The 20,925-nt window shown below is 64.5% G+C and carries 20 protein-coding genes; 16 read left to right on the top strand and 4 right to left on the bottom strand.

What is annotated here, in order from left to right; genetic code table 11:
• Window positions 1-21 precede the first annotated feature (21 nt).
• From MET49242_RS08020 to MET49242_RS07970, 11 genes are all read left to right on the top strand, one after another.
• On the top strand, window positions 22-726 hold the full coding sequence (locus MET49242_RS08020) for a DJ-1/PfpI family protein (RefSeq protein WP_036282142.1): 705 nt from the start codon (window positions 22-24) through the stop codon (window positions 724-726).
• A gap of 396 nt (window positions 727-1,122) precedes the next feature.
• Window positions 1,123-2,400, top strand: a complete 1,278-nt coding sequence (gene glyA / locus MET49242_RS08015; protein WP_036282139.1) for a serine hydroxymethyltransferase — start codon at window positions 1,123-1,125, stop codon at window positions 2,398-2,400.
• A gap of 210 nt (window positions 2,401-2,610) precedes the next feature.
• A complete protein-coding gene (nrdR, locus tag MET49242_RS08010) occupies window positions 2,611-3,111 on the top strand; it encodes a transcriptional regulator NrdR (protein ID WP_036282136.1) in 501 nt (166 codons plus the stop codon).
• The gene (gene ribD, locus MET49242_RS08005; protein ID WP_036282133.1) at window positions 3,108-4,238 is read left to right on the top strand and encodes a bifunctional diaminohydroxyphosphoribosylaminopyrimidine deaminase/5-amino-6-(5-phosphoribosylamino)uracil reductase RibD; all 1,131 of its coding nucleotides are present in this window, start codon (window positions 3,108-3,110) and stop codon (window positions 4,236-4,238) included. The genes nrdR and ribD overlap by 4 nt, the downstream gene beginning before the upstream one ends.
• Window positions 4,238-4,837 carry a riboflavin synthase gene (locus MET49242_RS08000; RefSeq protein ID WP_036282130.1) on the top strand — a complete coding sequence of 200 codons (600 nt, stop codon included), beginning with the start codon at window positions 4,238-4,240 and terminating at the stop codon, window positions 4,835-4,837. Before ribD ends, MET49242_RS08000 begins: the two co-directional genes overlap by 1 nt.
• 222 nt (window positions 4,838-5,059) lie before the next feature.
• Window positions 5,060-5,542, top strand: a complete 483-nt coding sequence (gene ribH, locus MET49242_RS07995; RefSeq protein ID WP_036282127.1) for a 6,7-dimethyl-8-ribityllumazine synthase — start codon at window positions 5,060-5,062, stop codon at window positions 5,540-5,542.
• Complete coding sequence (nusB, locus tag MET49242_RS07990) at window positions 5,539-5,991, top strand: transcription antitermination factor NusB (RefSeq protein ID WP_036282124.1); 453 nt, start codon at window positions 5,539-5,541, stop codon at window positions 5,989-5,991. Before ribH ends, nusB begins: the two co-directional genes overlap by 4 nt.
• Before the next feature lie 107 nt (window positions 5,992-6,098).
• Entirely contained in the window at window positions 6,099-7,049 is a 951-nt protein-coding gene (gene thiL, locus MET49242_RS07985) for a thiamine-phosphate kinase (RefSeq protein WP_036287356.1), read from the top strand.
• A gap of 186 nt (window positions 7,050-7,235) precedes the next feature.
• A complete protein-coding gene (locus MET49242_RS07980; protein ID WP_036287353.1) occupies window positions 7,236-9,428 on the top strand; it encodes a sodium-translocating pyrophosphatase in 2,193 nt (730 codons plus the stop codon).
• Window positions 9,429-9,657: 229 nt separating this feature from the next.
• Window positions 9,658-10,026, top strand: a complete 369-nt coding sequence (locus MET49242_RS07975; protein ID WP_036282121.1) for a hypothetical protein — start codon at window positions 9,658-9,660, stop codon at window positions 10,024-10,026.
• A gap of 120 nt (window positions 10,027-10,146) precedes the next feature.
• On the top strand, window positions 10,147-12,198 hold the full coding sequence (locus MET49242_RS07970) for an NAD(+) synthase (protein ID WP_036282117.1): 2,052 nt from the start codon (window positions 10,147-10,149) through the stop codon (window positions 12,196-12,198).
• A gap of 44 nt (window positions 12,199-12,242) precedes the next feature.
• On the opposite strand, the gene MET49242_RS07965 is transcribed toward MET49242_RS07970, so the two are convergent.
• A complete protein-coding gene (locus MET49242_RS07965) occupies window positions 12,243-12,416 on the bottom strand; it encodes a DUF1328 family protein (protein WP_036287350.1) in 174 nt (57 codons plus the stop codon).
• A 197-nt stretch (window positions 12,417-12,613) separates the two neighbouring features.
• Between MET49242_RS07965 and MET49242_RS07960 the strand changes: the two genes are divergently transcribed.
• From MET49242_RS07960 to MET49242_RS07950, 3 genes are all read left to right on the top strand, one after another.
• Window positions 12,614-13,009, top strand: a complete 396-nt coding sequence (locus tag MET49242_RS07960; RefSeq protein WP_144259516.1) for a DUF2946 family protein — start codon at window positions 12,614-12,616, stop codon at window positions 13,007-13,009.
• A 240-nt stretch (window positions 13,010-13,249) separates the two neighbouring features.
• On the top strand, window positions 13,250-14,023 hold the full coding sequence (locus MET49242_RS07955) for a methane monooxygenase/ammonia monooxygenase subunit C (protein WP_084678932.1): 774 nt from the start codon (window positions 13,250-13,252) through the stop codon (window positions 14,021-14,023).
• A gap of 282 nt (window positions 14,024-14,305) precedes the next feature.
• Window positions 14,306-14,971 (top strand): DUF6629 family protein, encoded by a 666-nt coding sequence (locus tag MET49242_RS07950; protein ID WP_036282110.1) that lies wholly within the window; start codon window positions 14,306-14,308, stop codon window positions 14,969-14,971.
• Here MET49242_RS07950 and MET49242_RS07945 read toward each other — a convergent pair whose 3' ends face one another.
• Window positions 14,972-15,829, bottom strand: a complete 858-nt coding sequence (locus MET49242_RS07945) for a D-amino-acid transaminase (RefSeq protein ID WP_036282107.1) — start codon at window positions 15,827-15,829, stop codon at window positions 14,972-14,974.
• Between the two features lie 197 nt (window positions 15,830-16,026).
• Here MET49242_RS07945 and MET49242_RS07940 point away from each other — a divergent pair, with 197 nt between their 5' ends.
• Both MET49242_RS07940 and MET49242_RS07935 read left to right on the top strand, forming a co-directional pair.
• Complete coding sequence (locus MET49242_RS07940; RefSeq protein ID WP_036287345.1) at window positions 16,027-17,427, top strand: hypothetical protein; 1,401 nt, start codon at window positions 16,027-16,029, stop codon at window positions 17,425-17,427.
• Window positions 17,428-17,429: 2 nt separating this feature from the next.
• Window positions 17,430-18,467 carry a M14 family metallopeptidase gene (locus MET49242_RS07935; protein WP_084679301.1) on the top strand — a complete coding sequence of 346 codons (1,038 nt, stop codon included), beginning with the start codon at window positions 17,430-17,432 and terminating at the stop codon, window positions 18,465-18,467.
• Window positions 18,468-18,476: 9 nt separating this feature from the next.
• Here MET49242_RS07935 and MET49242_RS07930 read toward each other — a convergent pair whose 3' ends face one another.
• Window positions 18,477-19,889, bottom strand: coding sequence for a DUF1254 domain-containing protein (locus tag MET49242_RS07930; protein ID WP_036282104.1), 1,413 nt, complete (start codon window positions 19,887-19,889; stop codon window positions 18,477-18,479).
• A 74-nt stretch (window positions 19,890-19,963) separates the two neighbouring features.
• Complete coding sequence (locus MET49242_RS07925) at window positions 19,964-20,923, bottom strand: endonuclease/exonuclease/phosphatase family protein (RefSeq protein ID WP_036282101.1); 960 nt, start codon at window positions 20,921-20,923, stop codon at window positions 19,964-19,966.
• Window positions 20,924-20,925: the final 2 nt, after the last annotated feature.

Genomic DNA, 20,925 nt, shown 5'->3' with positions numbered 1-20,925 from the left:
CGGCCTCGAGCGGAGGATGACATGCTGCAGGTCGGAATGCTCATCTATCCGATGATGTTCGACGTCGACCTCGTCGGGCCTCTGACCTTCATGCAACGCCTCGGGGACGCTAATGTCTTTCTCGTCTGGAAAGACCGGGCGCCCGTCGTCAGCGACCTTGGCGTCTCCTATTTCGCGCGGCACGATTTCGAGAGCTGCCCGAGAGACCTCGACATACTCTTCGTCCCCGGCGGCCTCAAGGGCACGATCCCGGCGATGCAGGACCGCGCCGTGCTCGATTTTCTCGCCGACCGCGGTTCCCGGGCGAAATATGTCACGAGCGTCTGCACGGGCTCGCTGGTGCTCGGCGCGGCCGGGCTACTCAAAGGCTACAAGGCGACAAGCTACTGGATGGTGCGCGACCTGCTGCCGCTTTTCGGCGCGGAACTGGTGAAGGAACGCGTCGTCATCGACCGCAATCGCATCACGGGCGGCGGCGCGACCGCGGGGCTGGATTTCGGCCTGACGCTCGTGGCGACCCTGCGCGGCGAGGACCATGCGAAGATGTTGCAGCTTGCGGTGGAATATGATCCGCAGCCGCCGTTCGACGCGGGCGCGCCGGAGCGGGCGCCGGCGGGAGTGGCGGAGCGGATCAGGGAAATGCGGGCGGGGGAGTTGGAGGCAGTGATGGAAGCCGCGTCCAACGCGCCACAAGCCCCGGGAGGTTCAACGACTTCCGAATACTAGCCCCGACAAATCATCCCTTCGGCGATGTCCCATAATTCCTACCCTGCGTAACATTTCATAATAGCCCGAGAGCGCGATCGTCGGCGTCCATCGCTTTCTTTTCGCCATCGTGCATCGTCTCGATATAGCCGATATCTCAAAAGTTCTTATCTTTAGGCTGTCTCTCTGCCCATTACGGCGCTTCCAATCAGCTTTCGTTGCAAAAATTCTGTTCAATCCAGAACAGGCGTTGAGATCGTAATCGCCCGCTTCAATCCGCCACTCTTCCCGTCCCGCCCGCGCCGTGATAAGGCGAACGCCTCAACTACGCGCGTCAGGAAGGCCGGATTCGCCGACAGGGACCGGGGGAGCCGTCTTTTTCGCTTATTTTTCGCGCCCTTAGGCTAGAGGAAACCCATGAGCCAGTCCGGATTTTTCACCACCTCCCTTGCGCAGTCCGACCCGGAGCTCGCCAAGGCGATCGACCTCGAACTCGGCCGTCAGCGCCATGAGATCGAACTGATCGCGTCGGAGAACATCGTCTCCAAGGCGGTGATGGAAGCTCAGGGCTCGGTCCTGACCAACAAATACGCCGAGGGCTATCCCGGCAAGCGCTATTACGGCGGCTGCCAGTATGTCGACATCGCCGAGAATCTCGCGATCGACCGCGCCAAGAAGCTCTTCAACTGCGGTTTCGCGAATGTGCAGCCGAATTCGGGCTCGCAGGCCAACCAGGGCGTGTTTCTCGCGTTGCTGCAGCCGGGCGACACATTCATGGGCCTCGACCTCGCCGCCGGCGGCCATCTCACCCACGGCTCGCCCGTGAACCTGTCGGGCCGCTGGTTCAAGCCCGTCAGCTACACCGTCCGCAAGGACGACCAGCGCATCGACATGGAGCAGGTCGCCGCGCTTGCCCGTGAGCATAAGCCGAAGCTCATCATCGCCGGCGGTTCGGGCTATTCCCGCATCTGGGACTTCGAGGCGTTCCGCAAGATCGCCGATGAAGTCGGCGCTTATTTCATGGTCGACATGGCCCACTTCGCCGGCCTCGTCGCCGCGGGCCTGCACCCGTCGCCGTTCCCGCACGCGCATGTCGTCACTACGACGACGCACAAGACGCTGCGCGGCCCGCGCGGCGGCATGGTGCTGACCAACGACGAAGACATCGCCAAGAAGATCAATTCGGCGATCTTCCCCGGCCTGCAGGGTGGTCCGCTCATGCATGTCATCGCGGCGAAGGCTGTCGCCTTCGGCGAGGCGCTGACGCCCGAGTTCAAGGCCTATCAGCAGCGCGTCAAGGACAACGCCCAGACGCTGGCGAAGACGCTCGTCGACGCCGGTCTCGCGATCGTCTCCGGCGGCACCGAGAACCACCTCATGCTCGTGGATCTTCGCCCGAAGAAGATCACCGGCAAGGCGGCGGAAGCCGCGCTCGGCCGCGCCCACATCACCTGCAACAAGAACGGCATCCCCTTTGATCCGGAGAAGCCCTTCGTCACCTCCGGCATCCGTCTCGGCACGCCGGCGGCGACCTCGCGCGGCTTCGGTCAGTCGGAGTTCACCGAGGTCGGCAAGCTGATCGTCGAGGTGCTGGACGGCCTGTCGTCGAAGGGCGAAGAGGGCAATGCGGCGACCGAAGCGGCGGTGAAGGACAAGGTTCACGCGCTGACCGCGAAGTTCCCGATCTATCCGTAAGTCGGGACTATTTTCTGCCCTCCCCGCAATGGGGAGGGTCGCGCCGAAGGCGCGGGGTGGGGCGCTTCCAGAATGTTGGGACGCGCCCCGGTCCCTGCGCCTTCTGCTTTAGGCAAATCCGGCAAGCGTTCGGGCCGTCACCCGATCCCGATAGGCTGGCCGTTCGACCCTTTCCCTCCGGTGGAGGGTGAGTGAGCGCCGAGGGTTTTGATGCGCTGTCCCTATTGCGGCTCCTTCGACACGCAAGTGAAGGACTCTCGTCCGGCCGAGGATTCCTCCTGCATCCGCCGGCGACGCGTTTGCCCCACCTGCGGCGGCCGCTTCACGACCTTCGAGCGCGTGCAATTGCGCGAAATCATCGTCGTCAAGAAATCCGGAAGACGCGCGCCTTTCGACCGCGACAAGCTCACGCGCTCGGTCGAGATCGCGCTGCGCAAACGGCCGGTGGAGCCCGAGCGCGTCGAACAGATGATCTCCGGCGTCGTGCGCCAATTGGAAAGCCTCGGCGAGGCGGAGGTCGAGAGCCAGCGCATCGGCGAATTGATTATTGAAGGCTTGCGTTCGCTGGATGCGGTGGCCTATGTGCGCTTCGCCTCCGTTTATCGGGATTTCCGTGAAGCGCGCGACTTCAACGCGATCATCGACGAACTGGAGAGCGGCGGCGAAAGCGAGGCGCTACCGGAAAGCGCCGACGACCCGGAAAACGCATGACCATTCACGAGCCGATTCCCTATGTGGCGACTGACGAGGCCTTCATGGCCGCGGCGCTGGCGCTTGGGCGGCGGAACATGGGCCGCACCGCGCCCAATCCGGCGGTCGGCGCGCTGGTCGTGCGCGACGGGATAATCATCGCGCGCGGCTGGACGGCGAAGGGCGGACGCCCGCATGCCGAAGCAATCGCGCTGGCGGCGGCGGGTGAGGCGGCGCGCGGCGCCACGCTTTACGTGACGCTCGAGCCCTGTTCGCATCACGGCTCGACGCCGCCATGCGTCGACGCGATCATCGCGTCGGGAATCGCGCGCGTCGTCACTGCAATGGAAGACCCCGATCCGCGCGTCGCGGGCAGGGGGCATCAGATTCTTCGCGACGCCGGGATCGACGTCTTCATCGGGCCAGAGGCTGCGGCGGCCCGCGCCGACCATCTCGGCCATATCCTGCGCGTCACCAAACATCGCCCGATGGTGACTCTCAAACTCGCGCAGACCCCGGACGGTTACGCCGCCGGCGCCGCGCATGATCCGCGACTGCGCATCACGGGGCCGATCGCCGACGCCTTCACGCATGTTCATCGCGCGCTTCACGACGCGATAATGGTCGGCGCGGGAACAGCGCGCGAGGACGATCCGCTGATGACCGTCCGCCTGCCGGGGCTCGAAGGCGTCACGCCGTTGCGCGTCGTTCTCGACGAAAAACTCGCCTTGTCGCCGCGGTCGCGCGTCGCCTCTACGTCGCGCGAGACTCCGCTGCTCGTCATCACCGCCCTGGATGTTCCGGACGCCGACGTCCACAGGTTTATGGATGCGACGGGCGCCGAGGTTGTGAAAGTCCCGATGTATGAGGGAAAGCTCGATCTGCTCGCCGCCTTGCGCCTGCTTGCGGAGCGCGGAATCACGCGCGTGTTTAGCGAGGGCGGCCCGCGTGTGGCGGAGAGCCTGCTCACTGCGGGGCTCGCGGACGAGGTCATTCTGCACATGGGCGTCAAGCCGCTCGGCCGCCCCGGCCAGCCAGCGCTGACGCCGAAAGCGCGCACGGCGCTGGAGAATGTGTCGCGCTATCGCCTCATCGAAAGCCGGATGCTGGGCGCCGATCAGATGACCCGTTACGCGAGGGCGGATTGATGTTCACGGGCATCGTCACCGACATTGGCGAAATCGTCGCGGTCGAGCCGCGCGGCGAACTGCGCCGCCTGCGCATCGCCTGCAATTATGACGCCGATGGAATCGCGCTCGGCGCCTCCATCGCCTGCGCGGGAACCTGTCTCACCGTGGTCGCGGTTGCGCGCGAGGGCGCCCGCACTGTCTTCGATGTCGATGCGGCCGCCGAAACGCTGGCGCGTACGACCGTCGGGATATGGGCCGTCGGAACGCGCATCAATCTCGAGCGCGCGCTGAGGATCGGCGACGAACTCGGCGGCCATATCGTCACCGGCCACATCGACGGGATTGCGCGGATCATGTCGCGCGACGATTTCGACGGCATGGCCCGTTACTGGATCGAGACGCCGCATGAGCTTTCGCGCTTCGTCGCGCAGAAAGGATCCGTCGCGCTCGACGGCGCATCGCTGACGGTTAACGAGGTCGAGGGCGACCGCTTCTCGATTCTGCTCATTCCGCATACGCTCGCCGTGACGACGTTCGGCGCGCGCAAGGCCGGCGATGCGTTGAATATCGAGGTCGATCTGATGGCGCGCTACGCCGCCCGGCTGAGTGGACAATAGCGCCCTTAATGGCTGACAAGGCGCCGCCGGTGTGACATAAGGCGACGCACGAAATCAGCGATTTCCGCAGGATGTCTGCCCCCTCCCTGTCGCTCCCCGCCGCGCGGGAGAGGGGACGCTCTTGATCTGCTTTGGCGCTGCGTCAGCAGAGCGCCGCGTCTGACTCCTTTCCCCGCTGCGCGAGGGAGGGTTGCGGTGGGGGCCTTCGGAGTTCTGAGCACTATGGCAGGTTTTTCACCCGACGACGTTGACGCGACGCCTGTTCCCGGCGCACGCATTCTCGTTGTTGCGGCAAGGTTCAACGCCGACATCGTGGCGCAACTGCGCGAGGGCGCGCTGGCGGCGATCGAACGCCTCGGCGCGACAGCGACAGTGATCGAGGTTCCCGGCGCGCTGGAGATCGCCGCCGCCGCGGCCATCGCGATCGACGCGGCGGAGAAGTCGGGCCAGCCTTATGACGGTCTCGTGGCGCTGGGCTGCGTCATTCGGGGCGAGACCTATCATTTCGAAATCGTGGCGAATGAAAGTTCGCGCGCCCTGACCGATCTTTCGGTGTCGCGGCGCCTGCCGCTTGGCAATGGAATACTGACCGTGGAAAATGACGAACAGGCGATTGTGCGCGCCGATCCGAAACAGGGCGACAAGGGCGCCGACGCGGCGCATGCCGCGCTTGCGCTGGTGCGTCTGAAGCGGAGCCTCGCATGAGTCTCGACCAGCGCTCCGCCGCGCGCCTCGCCATCGTGCAGGCGCTTTATCAGATGGAGGTCGCCGGCAAGGGCCTCAACGAAATCTTCGCCGAATTCGAGTCGCATTGGATCGGGCGCGAGATCGAGGGCGTGCAATACAAGCCCGCGGAAGTGACCTTCTTTCGCGACGTGCTGCAGGGCGTGCTGACCGACCAGGTCGCGATCGACCGGCAGATTGACCGCGTGCTTTCCGGCGGCTGGCCGCTGTCGCGCGTCGAGGCGGTGATGCGCGCCGCGTTGCGCGCGGGCGCCTATGAGCTGCGAGCGCGCAAGGACGTGCCGGCGCGCGTGGTCATCAAGGAATATGTCGACGTCGCCGGCGCCTTTTTCGGGCCGACGGAGTCCGGCATGGTGAACGCGGTGCTCGACAAGATTGCGCGCGAGGAGCGGGCGGAGGAACTGGGATAAGGGCTTACTGGTCCTTCGGGGCGCCGTCAGCGGCGGCTCCTCGGGTTGATTAAGCCTCCTCGCCCTCATGCCGAGGCGCGAGCGTCTGGATGCGCGAGGGCGAGGCGATGGCTGACCGCTACAGCGAAGACGAACTCATCGCTCGCATCTTCGCGCCCATCGCGGGGCCCGCGGGGCTGGGCCTGAAGGATGATGCGGCTCTGCTCGCGGCCTCGGCCGAGCCGCTCGTCGTGACGACGGACATGCTCGTCGCGGGGGTGCATTTCTTCGCCGACGATCCGCCGGACGCGGTCGCGAGGAAGGCGCTTCGCGTCAATCTCTCCGATCTCGCCGCCAAGGGCGCGGCGCCGGCGGGCTTCCTGCTGTCGATCGCGCTCCCCGGAGAGTGGACGAACGAATGGCTTTCGGCTTTCGCCGCAGGTCTTGCGGACGATGCGCGGACTTACGCCGCGCCGCTTCTCGGTGGCGACACGGCGTCGACGCCAGGGCCGCTGACAATCTCCATCACCGCCCTCGGCCGGACGCCGCGTTTCGTCCCCCGAACTGGCGCGCGGGCCGGCGACGGGATCTACGTCTCGGGGACGACGGGCGACGCCGCGCTCGGCCTTGCCCTGCGGCGCGATCCGGCGCTTGCGGCGAGGCTCTCGCCTGATGCGCGCGACTTCCTGCTGGACCGCTATCTGCTGCCGCGGCCCCGCCTCGATCTGGCGCCGCTCCTGCGCGAACACGCCAGCGCCGCCATGGATGTCTCCGACGGTCTCGCGGGCGATCTCGCCAAACTGTGCCGGGCGTCCGGCGTCAGCGCTCTGGTCGATCTGCCGTTGATCCCGCTCTCCGACGCGGCGCGGGAGGCGATCGAGCTTGCGCCCGGGCTGTTCGAGTCTGCAATAACTGGCGGGGATGATTATGAAATCCTCTTCACCGCCGCCCCTGACTTCAGCCCGCCCGAGGGGGTGGCCCGCATAGGCGCGATCACGGCCGGAACAGCGCCCCCGATCCTGCGCGATGCCCATAAGAAACCTGTAATTTTCGGAAAATTGTCTTTCAGCCATTTCTGACGGGTGAAATCCCGCCCGCCATTGCCGCGAAGCCCGGTTTCTGGCAAGAAGCGCCCGGAAAATTCGCGGGCGCCCGGCCGATTCGTTCGGCGCGGTCGCGTTTCCTTTTTCCGTTGCGCAACATCCTCACGTGGCGCGATCAGTTTCGGCCGTCCCCCGGCTGAAGAACGAAAAGGCGAAGCCAATATGGTCCTTTTTCTCACCATCGTCTTCGGACTGATGTCCGTCGTTTACGGCGTGAAGACATCACAGGAGCTGCTCGCGGCCGATCCAGGCTCGCAGCGGATGCAGGAAATTTCCGGCGCGGTCGCTGAAGGCGCGCAGGCCTATCTCAATCGCCAGTACAAGACCATCGGCATGGTCGGCGGCGTGATCTTCGTGCTTCTCGTCATCCTGCTTGGCTGGGCGGTGGCTTTCGGCTTCGCCATCGGCGCCGCGCTCTCCGGCGCGGCCGGATATATCGGCATGAACGTGTCGGTCCGCGCCAATGTGCGCACGGCGCAGGCGGCGACCAAGTCGCTCGCGGGCGGACTGGACATCGCCTTCAAGGCCGGCGCGGTCACGGGCCTGCTCGTCGCGGGTCTGGCGCTCCTCGGCGTCGCGGTTTACTACGCTATTCTCACCTGGTTCGCGGGCTATACGCCGTCCGACCGCGTCGTGGTCGACGCGCTGGTCGCCCTGGGCTTCGGCGCTTCGCTGATCTCGATCTTCGCGCGTCTCGGCGGCGGCATCTTCACCAAGGGCGCCGACGTCGGCGCCGACCTCGTCGGCAAGGTCGAGGCGGGCATTCCGGAGGATGATCCGCGCAACCCGGCCACAATCGCCGACAACGTCGGCGACAATGTCGGCGACTGCGCGGGCATGGCGGCCGACCTCTTCGAGACCTACGCCGTGACGGTCGTCGCGACCATGGTGCTGGCGTCGATCTTCTTTGCGGGCCAGTCGGGCCTCGCGAGCGCGGTGCTCTATCCGCTGGCGATTGGCGGCCTCTCGATCCTCACCTCCATCGCCGGCACCTATTTCGTGAAGCTCGGCGAAGACGACACGCAGTGGGGCAAGATCGCCGCGCCTTATTTCGAGAAGATCGGCCTCAAGAACGACTCGATCATGGACGCCCTCTACAAGGGCCTGATCGCGGCGGGCGTTCTGTCGGTCGCCGGCCTCTTCCTCGCGACGCTCTTTACCGTCGGCTTCGGCGAAGTCGGCAAGGTGAATGGCGAGGCGATCCACGGCATCGGCCTGTTCTTCTGCGGCCTCATCGGCCTGATCGTGACGGGCGCCATAGTCTACATCACCGAATATTACACCGGCACGGGCAAGCGCCCGGTGGTGTCGATTGCGCAGGCCTCGGTGACGGGCCATGGCACGAACGTCATTCAGGGTCTCGCAGTGTCGCTCGAAGCGACGGCGGCGCCGGCTCTGGTGATCGTACTCGGCATCATCCTCACCTATAACTTCGGCGGCCTCTATGGCACGGCGATCGCCGTCACGACGATGCTCGGCCTCGCCGGCATGATCGTCGCGCTCGACGCGTTCGGCCCCGTGACCGACAACGCCGGCGGCATCGCCGAAATGTCCGGCCTGCCGAAGGAAGTGCGCCAGTCGACCGACGCGCTCGACGCCGTCGGCAACACGACCAAGGCCGTGACCAAGGGCTACGCCATCGGCTCCGCCGGCCTCGGCGCGCTGGTGCTGTTTGCGGCCTACACGAACGACATCAAGCACTTCGCTGAAACGGGCGTGTCCTTTTTCAAGGGCCTCGAGAACATCGACTTCAGCCTGTCGAATCCCTTCGTGGTCGCCGGCCTGATCTTCGGCGGCCTGATCCCCTACCTCTTCGGCGGCATCGCCATGACGGCGGTCGGCCGCGCGGCGGGTTCCGTCGTCGAGGAAGTGCGTCGTCAGTTCAAGGAGAAGCCGGGCATCATGGACGGCTCCGCCCGTCCTGATTACGGCCGCGCGGTCGACATGCTGACGCAGGCGGCGATCAAGGAAATGATCGTTCCGTCCCTGCTGCCGGTCGCTGCGCCGATCGTGATGTTCATCGCCGTGCTGATCCTGGGCGGCGGCAAGGCCAACGCTTTGGCGGCCGTCGGCGCGTTGCTGCTCGGCGTGATCGTCAACGGCATCTTCGTCGCGATCTCGATGACCTCCGGCGGCGGCGCCTGGGACAACGCCAAGAAGTCCTTCGAGGACGGCTTCGTCGACAAGGACGGCGTGAAGCACATGAAGGGCTCCGAGGCGCACAAGGCCTCCGTCACGGGCGACACCGTCGGCGACCCCTACAAGGACACCGCGGGCCCGGCCGTGAACCCGGCCATCAAGATCACCAACATCGTCGCGTTGCTGATGCTGGCGATCCTGGCGCACTGGGGTTGAGCCGCGGACATCGCGCAGTTTTGAAGGGCGGGGGAGACCCCGCCCTTTTTCATGGGTTTGCCGCTTCCCGGCCCGTGCGCCGACCGCCACCGGCCGGATCATTGACCTCGCCGACTGATCGGCTACGGTCTCGCGATCGAGGCGGCGAGAACTCATTTGCGCAGGATGCGCGGCGCGTTCGTGTTCCGGGAGTGACGTCATAATTCGTTTCAAGCGATTGGCTTCGGCAATGGCCGTCTTGGCCGCGAGCGTTGCGCTCGCAGCCTGTCTTTCGACGAAAGTCGAGTCTCTCGGGCCCAACATGGTGCGCCTCAACCTGATAGAGGCGGAGGGGCCTGCCGACGAGTCGGTGATCAGGAACCTGCTCGTCCTCGCGGCGAAGGAGACCGTCGCCCGCGGCTACACGCTTTTTCGTCTGACGGACTGGCGCGCGGGTCCCGCGCGGCCGATCGTCGCCAATGAGCCCGCGGGGCCCAATTTTTCCGTTACGGTTGTCATGTATCGTGACGGAGAACAGGGACTGACTGTCGTGTTCGACACCCGGCATATACTCAAGCCGGATGATGAAATTAAGCAACCGGAGCCAAAAAAAGACTGAGTTCTCACGCGCGTTCACCGAAAAAACAAATGTGACTTTGCGCGTTACATTCTGCATTATCGCGGCGCAGAACGGCGCTATTCGGTCCGGCGCAAGGCCCGGCCATTGATGCGGACCTCGATGACCCACCCCTTTTTCTCGATTCACACCCATGGTTTCATACGCGCGGCGGTGGCTTGTCCGCGCGTGCGCGTCGCCGATCCCGCCTTCAATGTTGCGCGCACGATAGAAATGGCGCGGGAGGCGGACCAGCGCGGCGCTTCGCTCATCCTGTTCCCTGAACTCGGACTTTCGGCCTACGCCATCGACGATCTTTTGCAGCAGGACGCGCTGCTCGCCGCTGTCGAAGCCGCGCTGCGTGAACTCATTGAGGTCTCGCGCGCGCTGCATCCGCTGATCGTCGTCGGCGCCCCGCTGCGCCATCGCGGACGGCTTTATAATTGCGCCATAGCCATATTGCGCGGCCGCGTGCTGGCGGTGACGCCGAAAATCTATCTGCCGAACTATCGCGAATTCTATGAGCGGCGCCATTTCGCCTCCGGCGCCTTCGTCGCGGGCGAGGAGATTTCGGTCGCGGGGCAGATTGCGCCGTTTGGCTCTGACGTTCTGCTGGAGGCGGGCGACTTCGACAATCTCGTCGTCCATATGGAGGTCTGCGAGGACGTCTGGGTTCCGATTCCCCCCTCGTCGCGCGCGGCGCTCGCCGGCGCCACAGTGCTGCTGAATCTTTCCGCGTCCAACGCCATCGTCGGCAAATCCGATCATCGGCAGATCCTCTGCGCCGCTCATTCAGCGCGTTGCCTTTCCGCCTATCTCTATTCGGCGGCGGGGCAGGGCGAGTCGACGACCGATCTCGCCTGGGACGGCGAGGCGATGATCCACGAGAATGGCCAGTTGCTCGCCAAGGCTCCGCGCTTTTCCGATGAGCCGCAACTCGTTCTCGCGGACATCGACCTGGGCCGGCTCGTTGCGGAACGCGCCCGGCAGGTCACTTTCGGCGATTGCGCCGACGTCGAAGCGGGCGCGACGCAGTTTCGCCGCGTCGAATTCGAACTCGCCGCGCCGCGCGATCGCGATCTCGGATTCATGCGTGACGTCCCGCGCTTTCCTTTCGTGCCGAACGACGAGACGCGGCTCGCGGAATTGTGTTTCGAGGCCTTCAACATCCAGTCGCATGGACTGGAGCAGCGCCTGCGCGCGACGAGAATGCAGAAGGTCGTCATCGGGGTTTCGGGCGGCCTCGACTCCACCCATGCGCTTCTCGTCGCCGTGACCGCGATGGGCAGGCTCGGCCTGCCGCGCGAGAATATACTTGGCTATACTTTGCCGGCCTTCGCCACGACGGATCGCACGAAAAGCAACGCGTGGCGCCTCATGCAGGCGCTCGGCGTCTCCGCGCAGGAGATCGACGTCTCCGCCGCCTGCACGCAGATGCTCTCCGATATCGGCCATCCTGTCGCGCGCGGCGAAGAGATCTATGACGCGACATATGAGAATGTGCAGGCGGGCGCGCGCACGTCGCTGCTCTTCCGTCTCGCCAATCAGCACGACGCCATCGTCATCGGCACAGGCGATCTTTCGGAACTCGCGCTCGGCTGGTGCACCTATGGCGTCGGCGATCAGATGTCGCATTACAACGTCAATGCATCCGTGCCGAAAACGCTCATCCAGCATCTCATTCGCTGGTGCGCGCGCGATGCGCGCTTCGGCGCCGAGACGGTCGCCGTGCTGGAAGATGTTCTTGCGACCGAGATTTCGCCTGAGCTCATTCCCGGCGAAACCGCGCAACGCACGGAAGCCTTCGTCGGCCCCTACGCGCTACAGGATTTCAATCTTTATTACATCACGCGCTTTGGCTTCGGTCCGGCAAAAGTTGCGTTCCTGGCGTGGCGCGCATGGCGCGACGCTGAGAGCGGAGTTTGGCCGTCCGTGATCGCGCAATCGGATCGCTGCGCCTATGATCTCGCCGAGATCAAGCATTGGCTCACAGTTTTCGTGCGGCGCTTTTTTGCGACGAGCCAGTTCAAGCGATCGGCGCTCCCAAATGGGCCGAAAGTCAGTTCCGGCGGTTCGCTCTCGCCACGCGGCGACTGGCGCGCGCCAAGCGACTCGAGCGCAGATGCATGGTTGGCCGCGCTCCAGAATGTGCCGACAGATAAAGAGGCCGGTTAGCACATAGGGCAACCGGCCTTAGTCGGGGGAAAAGCATTAGAGCGTCAGGCCCTTCGGATTATTCCGACGACAGCGGAAACGACGAAAAGGAACAACGCTACCCAGAAGAGAAGCCGGGCGCCTTCCATTGCAAAACCGGCGACGCCGCCGAATCCGAAGAATGCGGCCACAAGCGCTACAACGAGGAAGACGATCGCATAGTATAACAGGTCGCCCATGGTATCCTCCCAAGGCAAGCTATCTGCCAATGAAACGCCGCGTGTTCGCAAATGTTCCGATCGGAGCTGAATCGCCGCATTTGACGGGACGGAGCGTCGCGCGACGTTTCGACGCACATGCGCAATTATGCTTCAACGCCGCTTGACCCCTTTCTACGCCGCAAATAGCCTGTATCTGGAACCGGGAGATAGCGGCCGTGCGTCCATTCGGGCAGGAACAGGGAGTGTTTGCGCGAAGCGTTGCGACGCTCGTCGCCTGCCTGCTGCTGCTGCAAATCGCCTTCGCGGGCTTCGCCGTCGCGGCGACAGAGGGAGGGCAGGGCGCGACGTTCGGCGTGACCTGCGCGACGCAAAAGACGTCGAGCGACGACGGACAGCCCCAGACGCCCGCGAAGACCCAGCATCACGGCCTGTGCTGTATAATGCATGGCGGCGCGCTCGATGCGCCTGTCGTCAGGGCGGTGTTTGCGCTCGTTCTGGACTTCCCCGGCGTGGCCGCTGCGCCCGCTCCGATCGTCTCCACGCCCCTGTTGCGCGTGGAGCCCAAAGTAGCGCCACAGTCTCCACGGGCGCCGCCGGCCCTCGCGGCCTGATCCCTTTCCGGCATCGACGCTGAGGCTACTGGTCCGTCACGGACCGGCCTGATGTATTCCCCAGGCGTTCGATCTCTGCGGAAAGGGCCGCGTTAGCGCGACGCGGCTGAAGCGACACTGCTTTCGCTTTTGATCCTCTCTCACGCGGCGACGCCTTCGCCGCCGGGCGCTCGACGCGCCCCCGCAGAGCCACGAAGGACGTTGCCCTTCGACCGCACCCAGATTTTGGAGACAATAATAATGAGCATGACTGACGCAGATCGCGCCGGCGCCGTACAACGCGTCGAACCGATCCTCGACAAAAGACCTGTATTGATCGGCATAGCCGCCCTGACGCTGCTCGTCGCGATTTTGCGCGCTTATGAGCAGCGCTTCGGATGGACCGCGGGGCTCGACTCCTTCTCGCCCGAATTCCAGACTTTCTGGATCAATCTGCTTCAGTTCGCCGTCGTGCTGGGTTTCTTCAGCGTCATCGCCCTCGTCGCCTATCTCTGGCGCACGCGGGATCGGGACTTCACGCTGCTGACGCCGGCCGCCGAAACGCGCCGGCTGTTCTTTCTCGTCCAATGGCTGGTTGTTTTCGCTCTGGCGCTGTTCTGGGGCCTGAGCTTCTTCTCCGAGCAGACGGCGGTCTGGCACATGACCGCCGTGCGCGACACCGATTTCACCCCAAGCAATATCATCACCTTTTATATTTCATATCCGCTGTTCGCGATCATCGGGATAGGCGCGTTCTTCTATGCAAGGACACGCCTTCCCTTTTTCGCGAAGGGCTTTTCGCTTGCTTTCCTGGTGCTCGTCGTCGGCGTGTTCATGACCATCCCCAATGTCGGTTTCAATGAATGGGGCCACACCTCCTGGTCGATGGATGAAGGCTTCGCCGGCCCGCTGCATTGGGGCTTCGTGTTCTTCGGATGGATGTCGCTCGCCATATTCGGCGTGGTGTTGCAGATCCTCGGCCGCTTCCGCGAACTCCTTGGCGCGGAAGGAGTGGAGGCTTTGCTCCGACGCTGATTTGGGGCGCGCGCATTCGCCCGGCGCGCGCTCCCTGGCCGGCGTCGCTCCCCCTTGCTTCGACGCCGGCCGCCACTTTTCGCAGCCAGATCTGCGTAACAGAGCTTCACGCGGTTGCACTCCCTCCCGCGTGGGGGAACCTCCCACCCAGAAACTTCCCCGCTCGACTCTGTCGAGCGGGGCTTTTTTTTTGCGTATCGCGCATCTCGACGAATGCAAACACTGCGATAAAATCGTGTTCGTTCAACCTTACTGTCAGTGGTCACAGGGTTGGGTCGAGCCATGTGCTACTCGCTAGAGGCAAGCGTCACCGCGGGGCTTGGTCTGGGACTGGCCGGTTTCGGCATGGTTTCCAAGGCGTTGCGTCATGACCGGCGCATGCTTGTCTTCGCCGCGTTCCCTCTGGTTTTCAGTGTGCACCAGTTCACGGAGGGCGCAGTCTGGCTCACGCTCCATGATCCGGAGCGCGGCCAGCCGTTTCGTTACGTCTACACGCTCATCGCTTTCACGGTGTGGCCCGTGCTCACGCCCTTCGCGGCGGCCTATGCCGAGGCCGACCCCGAGCGCCAGCGCCTCTGGCGGCTGATGGGCGGGACGGGCGTGATCCTTGCGGTCTATCTGATCCTGAAGCTTGCCGGCTCCGACGGCATCGACCTGACGGTCGTCAGGCATTCGCTCGCCTACGACCCGCTTTTCGAAAGGCCGCCGCTGATCGCGGATTTTCTATACGTCGTCCTGACGGTGGTTCCGCTCGTCTGCTGCGAGCGGCGCGGCGTTGCGCTGTTCGGACTGGCGGTGTTCGGCACGTTCGTCTTTGCGCTCGTCGAAAACCGGCCTGCCTGGTATTCGCTCTGGTGCCTGGCCGCGGCCGTCTTCAGCCTCATTCTCGCGCTCGCGATTCAGGAAGAGCGAAGCTCAGATTTCGACCATGTGCAGATGCAGCGGTGACTAAACAGCAGTTGCGCGCGCGAAGTCGAGGTAGATCGCGCGCAACCGCGTGGCGTGATCGCCCGGAACGCCGGTGCCGATGGAGCGGCCGTCGATCGAGACGATCGGCAATACGAGATTGGACGCGCTGGTGAGAAAAGCCTCCGCCGCCTCGAAAGCCTCCGCGACCGTAAAGCCCCGTTTCTCGATCGTCAGACCATCCTGTTCGGCCAGCGCCAGCACGGAGCGGCGCGTGCAACCGGGCAGGATCTCCCGTGAATTGGGGCGCGTGACGATGACGCCGGCCTTTGTGATGATGAAGGCCGTCGAAGACGAGCCCTCGGTCACGAAGCCGTCGGCGTCGACCATCCAGGCTTCCTGACAGCCGGCCTCTACCGCCGCCTGCTTGGCGAGCACCTGCGCGAGCAGCGCGACGCTCTTTATGTCGCGCCGCGCCCAGCGCATCTCCGGCACGGTGACGACCTTCACGCCCGTCCGCGCGGCGGGGGAGGCGAGTATGTTCTTCTTCTGTGCGAAGGCGACGAGCGTCGGCGTTACGCCTTCCGGAAAGGCGAAATCGCGATCCGCCGCGCCGCGCGTCACCTGCAGATAGACCATGCCCTCGGCGACGCCATTGCGCGCGACAAGCTCTCTTTCGATTTCGACGATACGGCTGATCGGAACCGGACTATCGAGCCGCAACTCCCTCAGCGAACGCTCTAGCCGCGCAATATGCGCTTCATTGTCGACAAGCTTGCCGTCGATCACGGCCGCGACCTCGTAGACCCCGTCGCCGAAGAGGAAGCCGCGGTCGAGAATGGAGATGCGCGCCTCGACGAGCGGCGTGAAGGCGCCATTTACGTAGGCAATGTCGGACAATGTCGGGCTCCGGGGACGAGTCGCGCGGCAATTTAGTGGAATGGCGGCGTTCTGTCCCCGAAAAAGGCTGCGCGCGACCCCTGCTTGCGAAGGACGATACGACAGCGCCAACGCGACCCTTCGCCGCGCCGCCTTTTCCGTTTCCCCGCGACAGGATAAAAGCCCGGCAGATCAACGGTCGGCGTGACGGGAAGCGCATGGGCGAGGAAATCGAGACAACCGGCTTCACGCGCGATGACAAGGCGCGCTTCGCCGATCGCCTTGCGCAGGAAACCCATATCGCCCGGCGCCTTTTCGCAGGCGACAAATTCTCGCGCGCCGGTCACATGATCGGCTTCGAGATCGAGACCTGGATCGTCGATCACAATTACTTTCCTGCCTCGATCAATCAGGAGCTTCTCGAGGCGCTGAACAGTCCGCTCGTCGTGCCGGAGCTTTCGCGCTTCAATCTCGAACTCAATTGCGAGCCGCTGATCCTCGAAGGCGACGCGCTCGCGCGCGCCTATGACGCCCTCACCGACGTCTGGGCGCGCTGCAATGACGTCGCCCATCGGTTGGACGCCAATCTCGTTCTCATCGGTACGCTGCCGACGATCCGAGACGAGGATCTCACGCTCGCGAACATGTCGCCGCTCAACCGCTATTACGCCCTCAATACGGAGGTGCTGCGCCGGCGCGGCGGCCGCCCTCTGCGCGTAGATATATTGGGCCGCGAACATCTCGTCTCGCAACATCGCGACGTCATGCTGGAGGCGGCGACAACCTCTTTTCAGGTGCATCTCAAATCCCCCGCAGATCTCGCGCATCGCTATTACAACGCCTCCATCGCCGCCTCCGGCCCAATTCTCGCCGCCTGCGGCAACGCGCCATTCCTCTTCGGCAAGGCGTTGTGGGAGGAGACCCGCATTCCGCTTTTCGAGCAGGCGGTCGATGTGCCGGGGCCGGCGCGAGTCTCCATGGGCTCGGGCTATGCGACGCGCTCGCTGCTCGAAGTGTTCGAGGAGAATGCGCGCGACTACGAGGCGTTGCTGCCAATCGCGTTCGACGACGCGCCCGAGGCGCTGCGTCATCTGCGCCTGCACAATGGCGTCATCTGGCGCTGGAACCGTCCGCTGATCGGTTTCGACGAGGATGGCGCTCCGCATCTGCGCATCGAGCATCGCATCCTGCCGGCGGGGCCGACCTTCGTCGACATGATGGCGAACGCCGCGCTCTATCTTGGCCTTTCGCGCGCGCTGGCGATGACGGACGAGGGAACGGCCGGGCTCCCTTTCGCCGACGCCAGGCGCAATTTCTACACCGCCGCGCGCCATGGACTGGACGCTACGCTGATATGGCCCGGCGTCGGCGAGATCGGCGCCGACAGGCTGCTGCTGGAGCGGCTCATACCCGCCGCGCGCGAGGGCCTCGCCGATTTCGGCGTGATCGACTCGCGCGGCTTCCTCGATGTGATCGAGGCTCGCGTGCGCGCGCGCCAGACCGGCGCCGTGTGGCAGCGCAGGGCGCTCGCAGCGAACGACGGCGACCTCTATGCGATGATGGCCGCCTATTGTGAAGGCCAGCGCAGCGGCGCGCCAGTGCATGAATGGGACTTGTGAAAATGTATGTGACTGACGCGCCCTGCGCCGTGATGGATCGGCTGCCCGAGGGTTTTCTCGATTTCCCCGCGGACAGGTTGATCGATCTGTTGCCCGGACCGACCCTTTTCGATCTGCCGGGACGCGATCCGCATCCGCTGTTCGTTTCGACGCTGCTGCACGGCAACGAGGACAGCGGGCTCGGCGCCGTGCAGGCGGTGTTGCGACGCCACGCCGCGCGTGGGTTGAATCGTTCCCTGTTGCTGTTTATCGGCAATATTCGCGCTGCCGCCGCGCATGTACGCACGCTGCCGGATGAGCGCGACTACAACCGCGTCTGGCCCGGCACGCTCACGCCCGACGATCCGCTCGCGCATATGGCGCGCTGGGTCTATGACTACGCGGCAAGGCGCAATCTTTTCGCCAGCATCGACATCCACAACAACACTGGCTTCAATCCGCACTACAGTTGCGTGCGGAGGCTCGAACCGAAATTCATCGCGCTGGCGCAGCTCTTTTCGCGCACCGTCGTTCATTTCCAGCAGCCGGTGGGCACGCAGGCCGGGGCTTTCGCAGAGCTTTGCCCTGCGATCACCGTCGAATGCGGCAAGGCCGGCGCGGGCTCCGCGACGGAACATGCGATCGAACTCGTCGAGGCCGCGCTGTCGATCTCCCAGCTTCCCGATCATGCGCCGGCGCCGCACGACGTCGACCTGCTGCGCACCTACGCCATCGTGAAGCCGCCTGCGAACGCGAGCTTTTCGTTCGACGGTTCGCCCGCGGATTTCATTTTCCGTTCCGACATCGATCACATGAATTTCAGCGAGCTGGCGCCTGGTGCGTCATTCGGCTCCGTGCAGGCGCCGGGCGCGCGGCTGGAGATACTTCCCGGCGACAGCGTCGACGCGCAGCCGGAGGAGTATTTCGATTACACGGGCGGCGAAATCCGCCTTTCCCGCGCGGCCATCCCCGCGATGCTGACAGTCGATCCGCGCGCGGTGCGGCTCGACTGCCTGTGCTACCTCATGCATCGTATCGGGATGGACGGCGAGCGGGTTTGACGCGCCCGCTCAATCGATCCGCTTCACCGCCGGCGGCGCCCAGCGGCCGTCGAGCGCCTCGGGCTTCGGCGCATAAAGGCGCATGGTGATGTTCGCGCCGCCGCTTGCCGGCGCGGGCAGCCAGTTCGTTTCCTTGTCCGGGCCGGGACTGGCGTGCTGGACATAAATATCGAGCGAGCCGTCCGGGTTATATTTCAACGGGTCGCGATCGCCGATCGCAAAACGGTTCAGCGGATTGGCGATCTGGAAGCCCTGATCGTCATACATGGTGAGCGACCAGAAAGCGCCGACAGGCGGCAATTCACTCTTTGCGAAGCGCAGCACATAATTGTTCTCGCCCTTGAGCGGCTTGCCGCCGCCGTCGGCGAGATTGAATGGGTAGATTGCGTCCTCTGGCTGGTTCGCGCCGAGCCCTTGCTGCGCGATGATGGCGCGCTTGAGATAATAATCGCCGTAGACGCCCATCGTGTCGGTGTTCATCTGCCACCCGTTGACGACGCGCGCCAGCGTCGTAACCTTGGCCGCCATTTCGGCGAGACTGTCGGCGCGGGCTTTTTCGAGCGCGCGCTTCACGGCGGGATCGCTCTTTTCGACGTCGAAGCTCTTGCCGGGCTCGATCCCGATGCGTTTCAGCCGCGCAATCTGCGACCAGTCCGTCACATGCGGTGGATTAACCTTCAACAGCTCGGCGGCATAGGAGAAGAATTTGCTGGCCGGCATGTTGTTGACCTGATCGAGGGGCGGGGTCTTCATATCCACGTCCGGATCGATCTTCGCGGCGGCGGGCTTCGCCGCCTTGCCCCAGCGCGACAGCGGCGTAAGCCTGTATCCGTCCTGAATTGCATGAACGGCGTCATAATCCTTCGGGCCATTGGTCTGCATGCGGCCGATGACCCAGACATAGGGCGTGGGCGCGTCGATCCTTTCGACGCCCTTTGGCAGTTTGCCGTGCCAGTTCTGCGGCGTGATGGCGAAACTGGCGGCCGCCGTGCCGCTCGTGCGCTTGCCCGGCGCCGCGAAGACATCGCTCCACATGTCCAGAAGCGGCAGAAGGTAATAACGTCCCCTGGTGTCGGGCGCCGACATGATGATCGGCTCCCTGGTCAGGTCGAGCCAGGCGATCGAATAGAGCGTGTCGAAGTTCGGGCGCACCACGTCCCTGAAATCCGCGGGCGGATATTCCCGAACATGGGAGAATTCGTTCATCGGGCCGGCGCCGGGCTTCTTTCCCGCCTCGATATTGGTCATGACCTTGCGCGTCACATCCATCGTCACGAGGGGATAAAGGTAGATGTAGGCCTCCTTGCCGATCTCATAGGCTTCCTGTTCGTTGACCGCTTCCGCCTGCGCGGCTTTCGTCGGCGCGGCCGACGAAAATGCAAGGACGGCAAGGCCTAAAACCAGCTTCGCAATTGTTTTCATTAGAGTCGCCTCGCTTTTACAAATCAAGTCTACAACCTGGCGCCGCCTGCGCAATGTCGCGCTGCGCCGCGGCTCTATCCGGAAATTTCGAACATCGCCATGACCGGCGCATGCAACGAGCCGTCGATCGGGTCCTTTGCATAGAACTCGTCCTGCAAACCGGCGTTCAGGATCGCCGTCGACCGCCACATCGCCGCCAGCGCGTGGGAGGCGAGAATATGGTCGATGAGCGTCGGCCGCCCGGCGTGGATCACCGTATAGCGGCTCGCGGGGGCGACGCGCTCCTCCAGCGCCAGAAGCGCGCGCGGCGCGTCTTCGCCCTCGTCCCGGCCTCCGCGCAGCAGGCGCGTCGGCGCGTCATGCTCGTCGGCGTTGAAGTCGCCGCAAATGGCGAGAAGCGCATCCGGTTCGGCGTCGAAGATCGTCTCCGCGAAAAGCCGCGCTTCCAGCGCCTGACCCTCGCGCTTCAGCGCGGCGACGAACTGGCCTTCGATCAACGCGCGGCTGGAGCCCTCGCCCCGCGCGGTGGGCACGGGAACGGGGCGCGGCGCGCGCAGGTGCAGATTGACGACATGCAACAATCGACCGTCGGGAAGCTCGACCGCGGCATAGAGCATCGGCCGGTCCCAGCCGATGGCGATCGGCGGGGGCGTAACGTCGCCGTCGCGGGGCGGCGGCCATGGCCATGGCGGGACGATTTCATGGTGGATCTGGCGCCGTATACGGATCGGCCAGCGGCTGAGGATAGCGAGGTTGTGCACGTCGGCGGGCGTGTCGGCGCCCGGCCGCAGGCTCGTGAAACGGTGGAAACCAGCGTATCGCGTGCCGTCGAACAGTCGGTCGAGCGCGAGATAGGCGCGTGGACCGTGCTTGGAGGTTTTCTGCGCGTCGATCTCCTGAAGGCAGAGAATGTCGGCGTCTATATCGTCAAGCAGCGGCAGCAGCGCCGCGCGCCGCCGCGCGAATGCCTCTGGCCGACCGGGCGCCCAGTCGAGATTTTCAAGGTTGAAAGTCGCGAGCCGCATTTCGTTCATGG

Origin of the sequence: Methylocystis sp. ATCC 49242 (assembly GCF_000188155.2) — a bacterium.
In the GTDB taxonomy this organism is placed as follows: domain Bacteria; phylum Pseudomonadota; class Alphaproteobacteria; order Rhizobiales; family Beijerinckiaceae; genus Methylocystis.
This window is presented reverse-complemented; position numbering and strand designations above follow the sequence as displayed.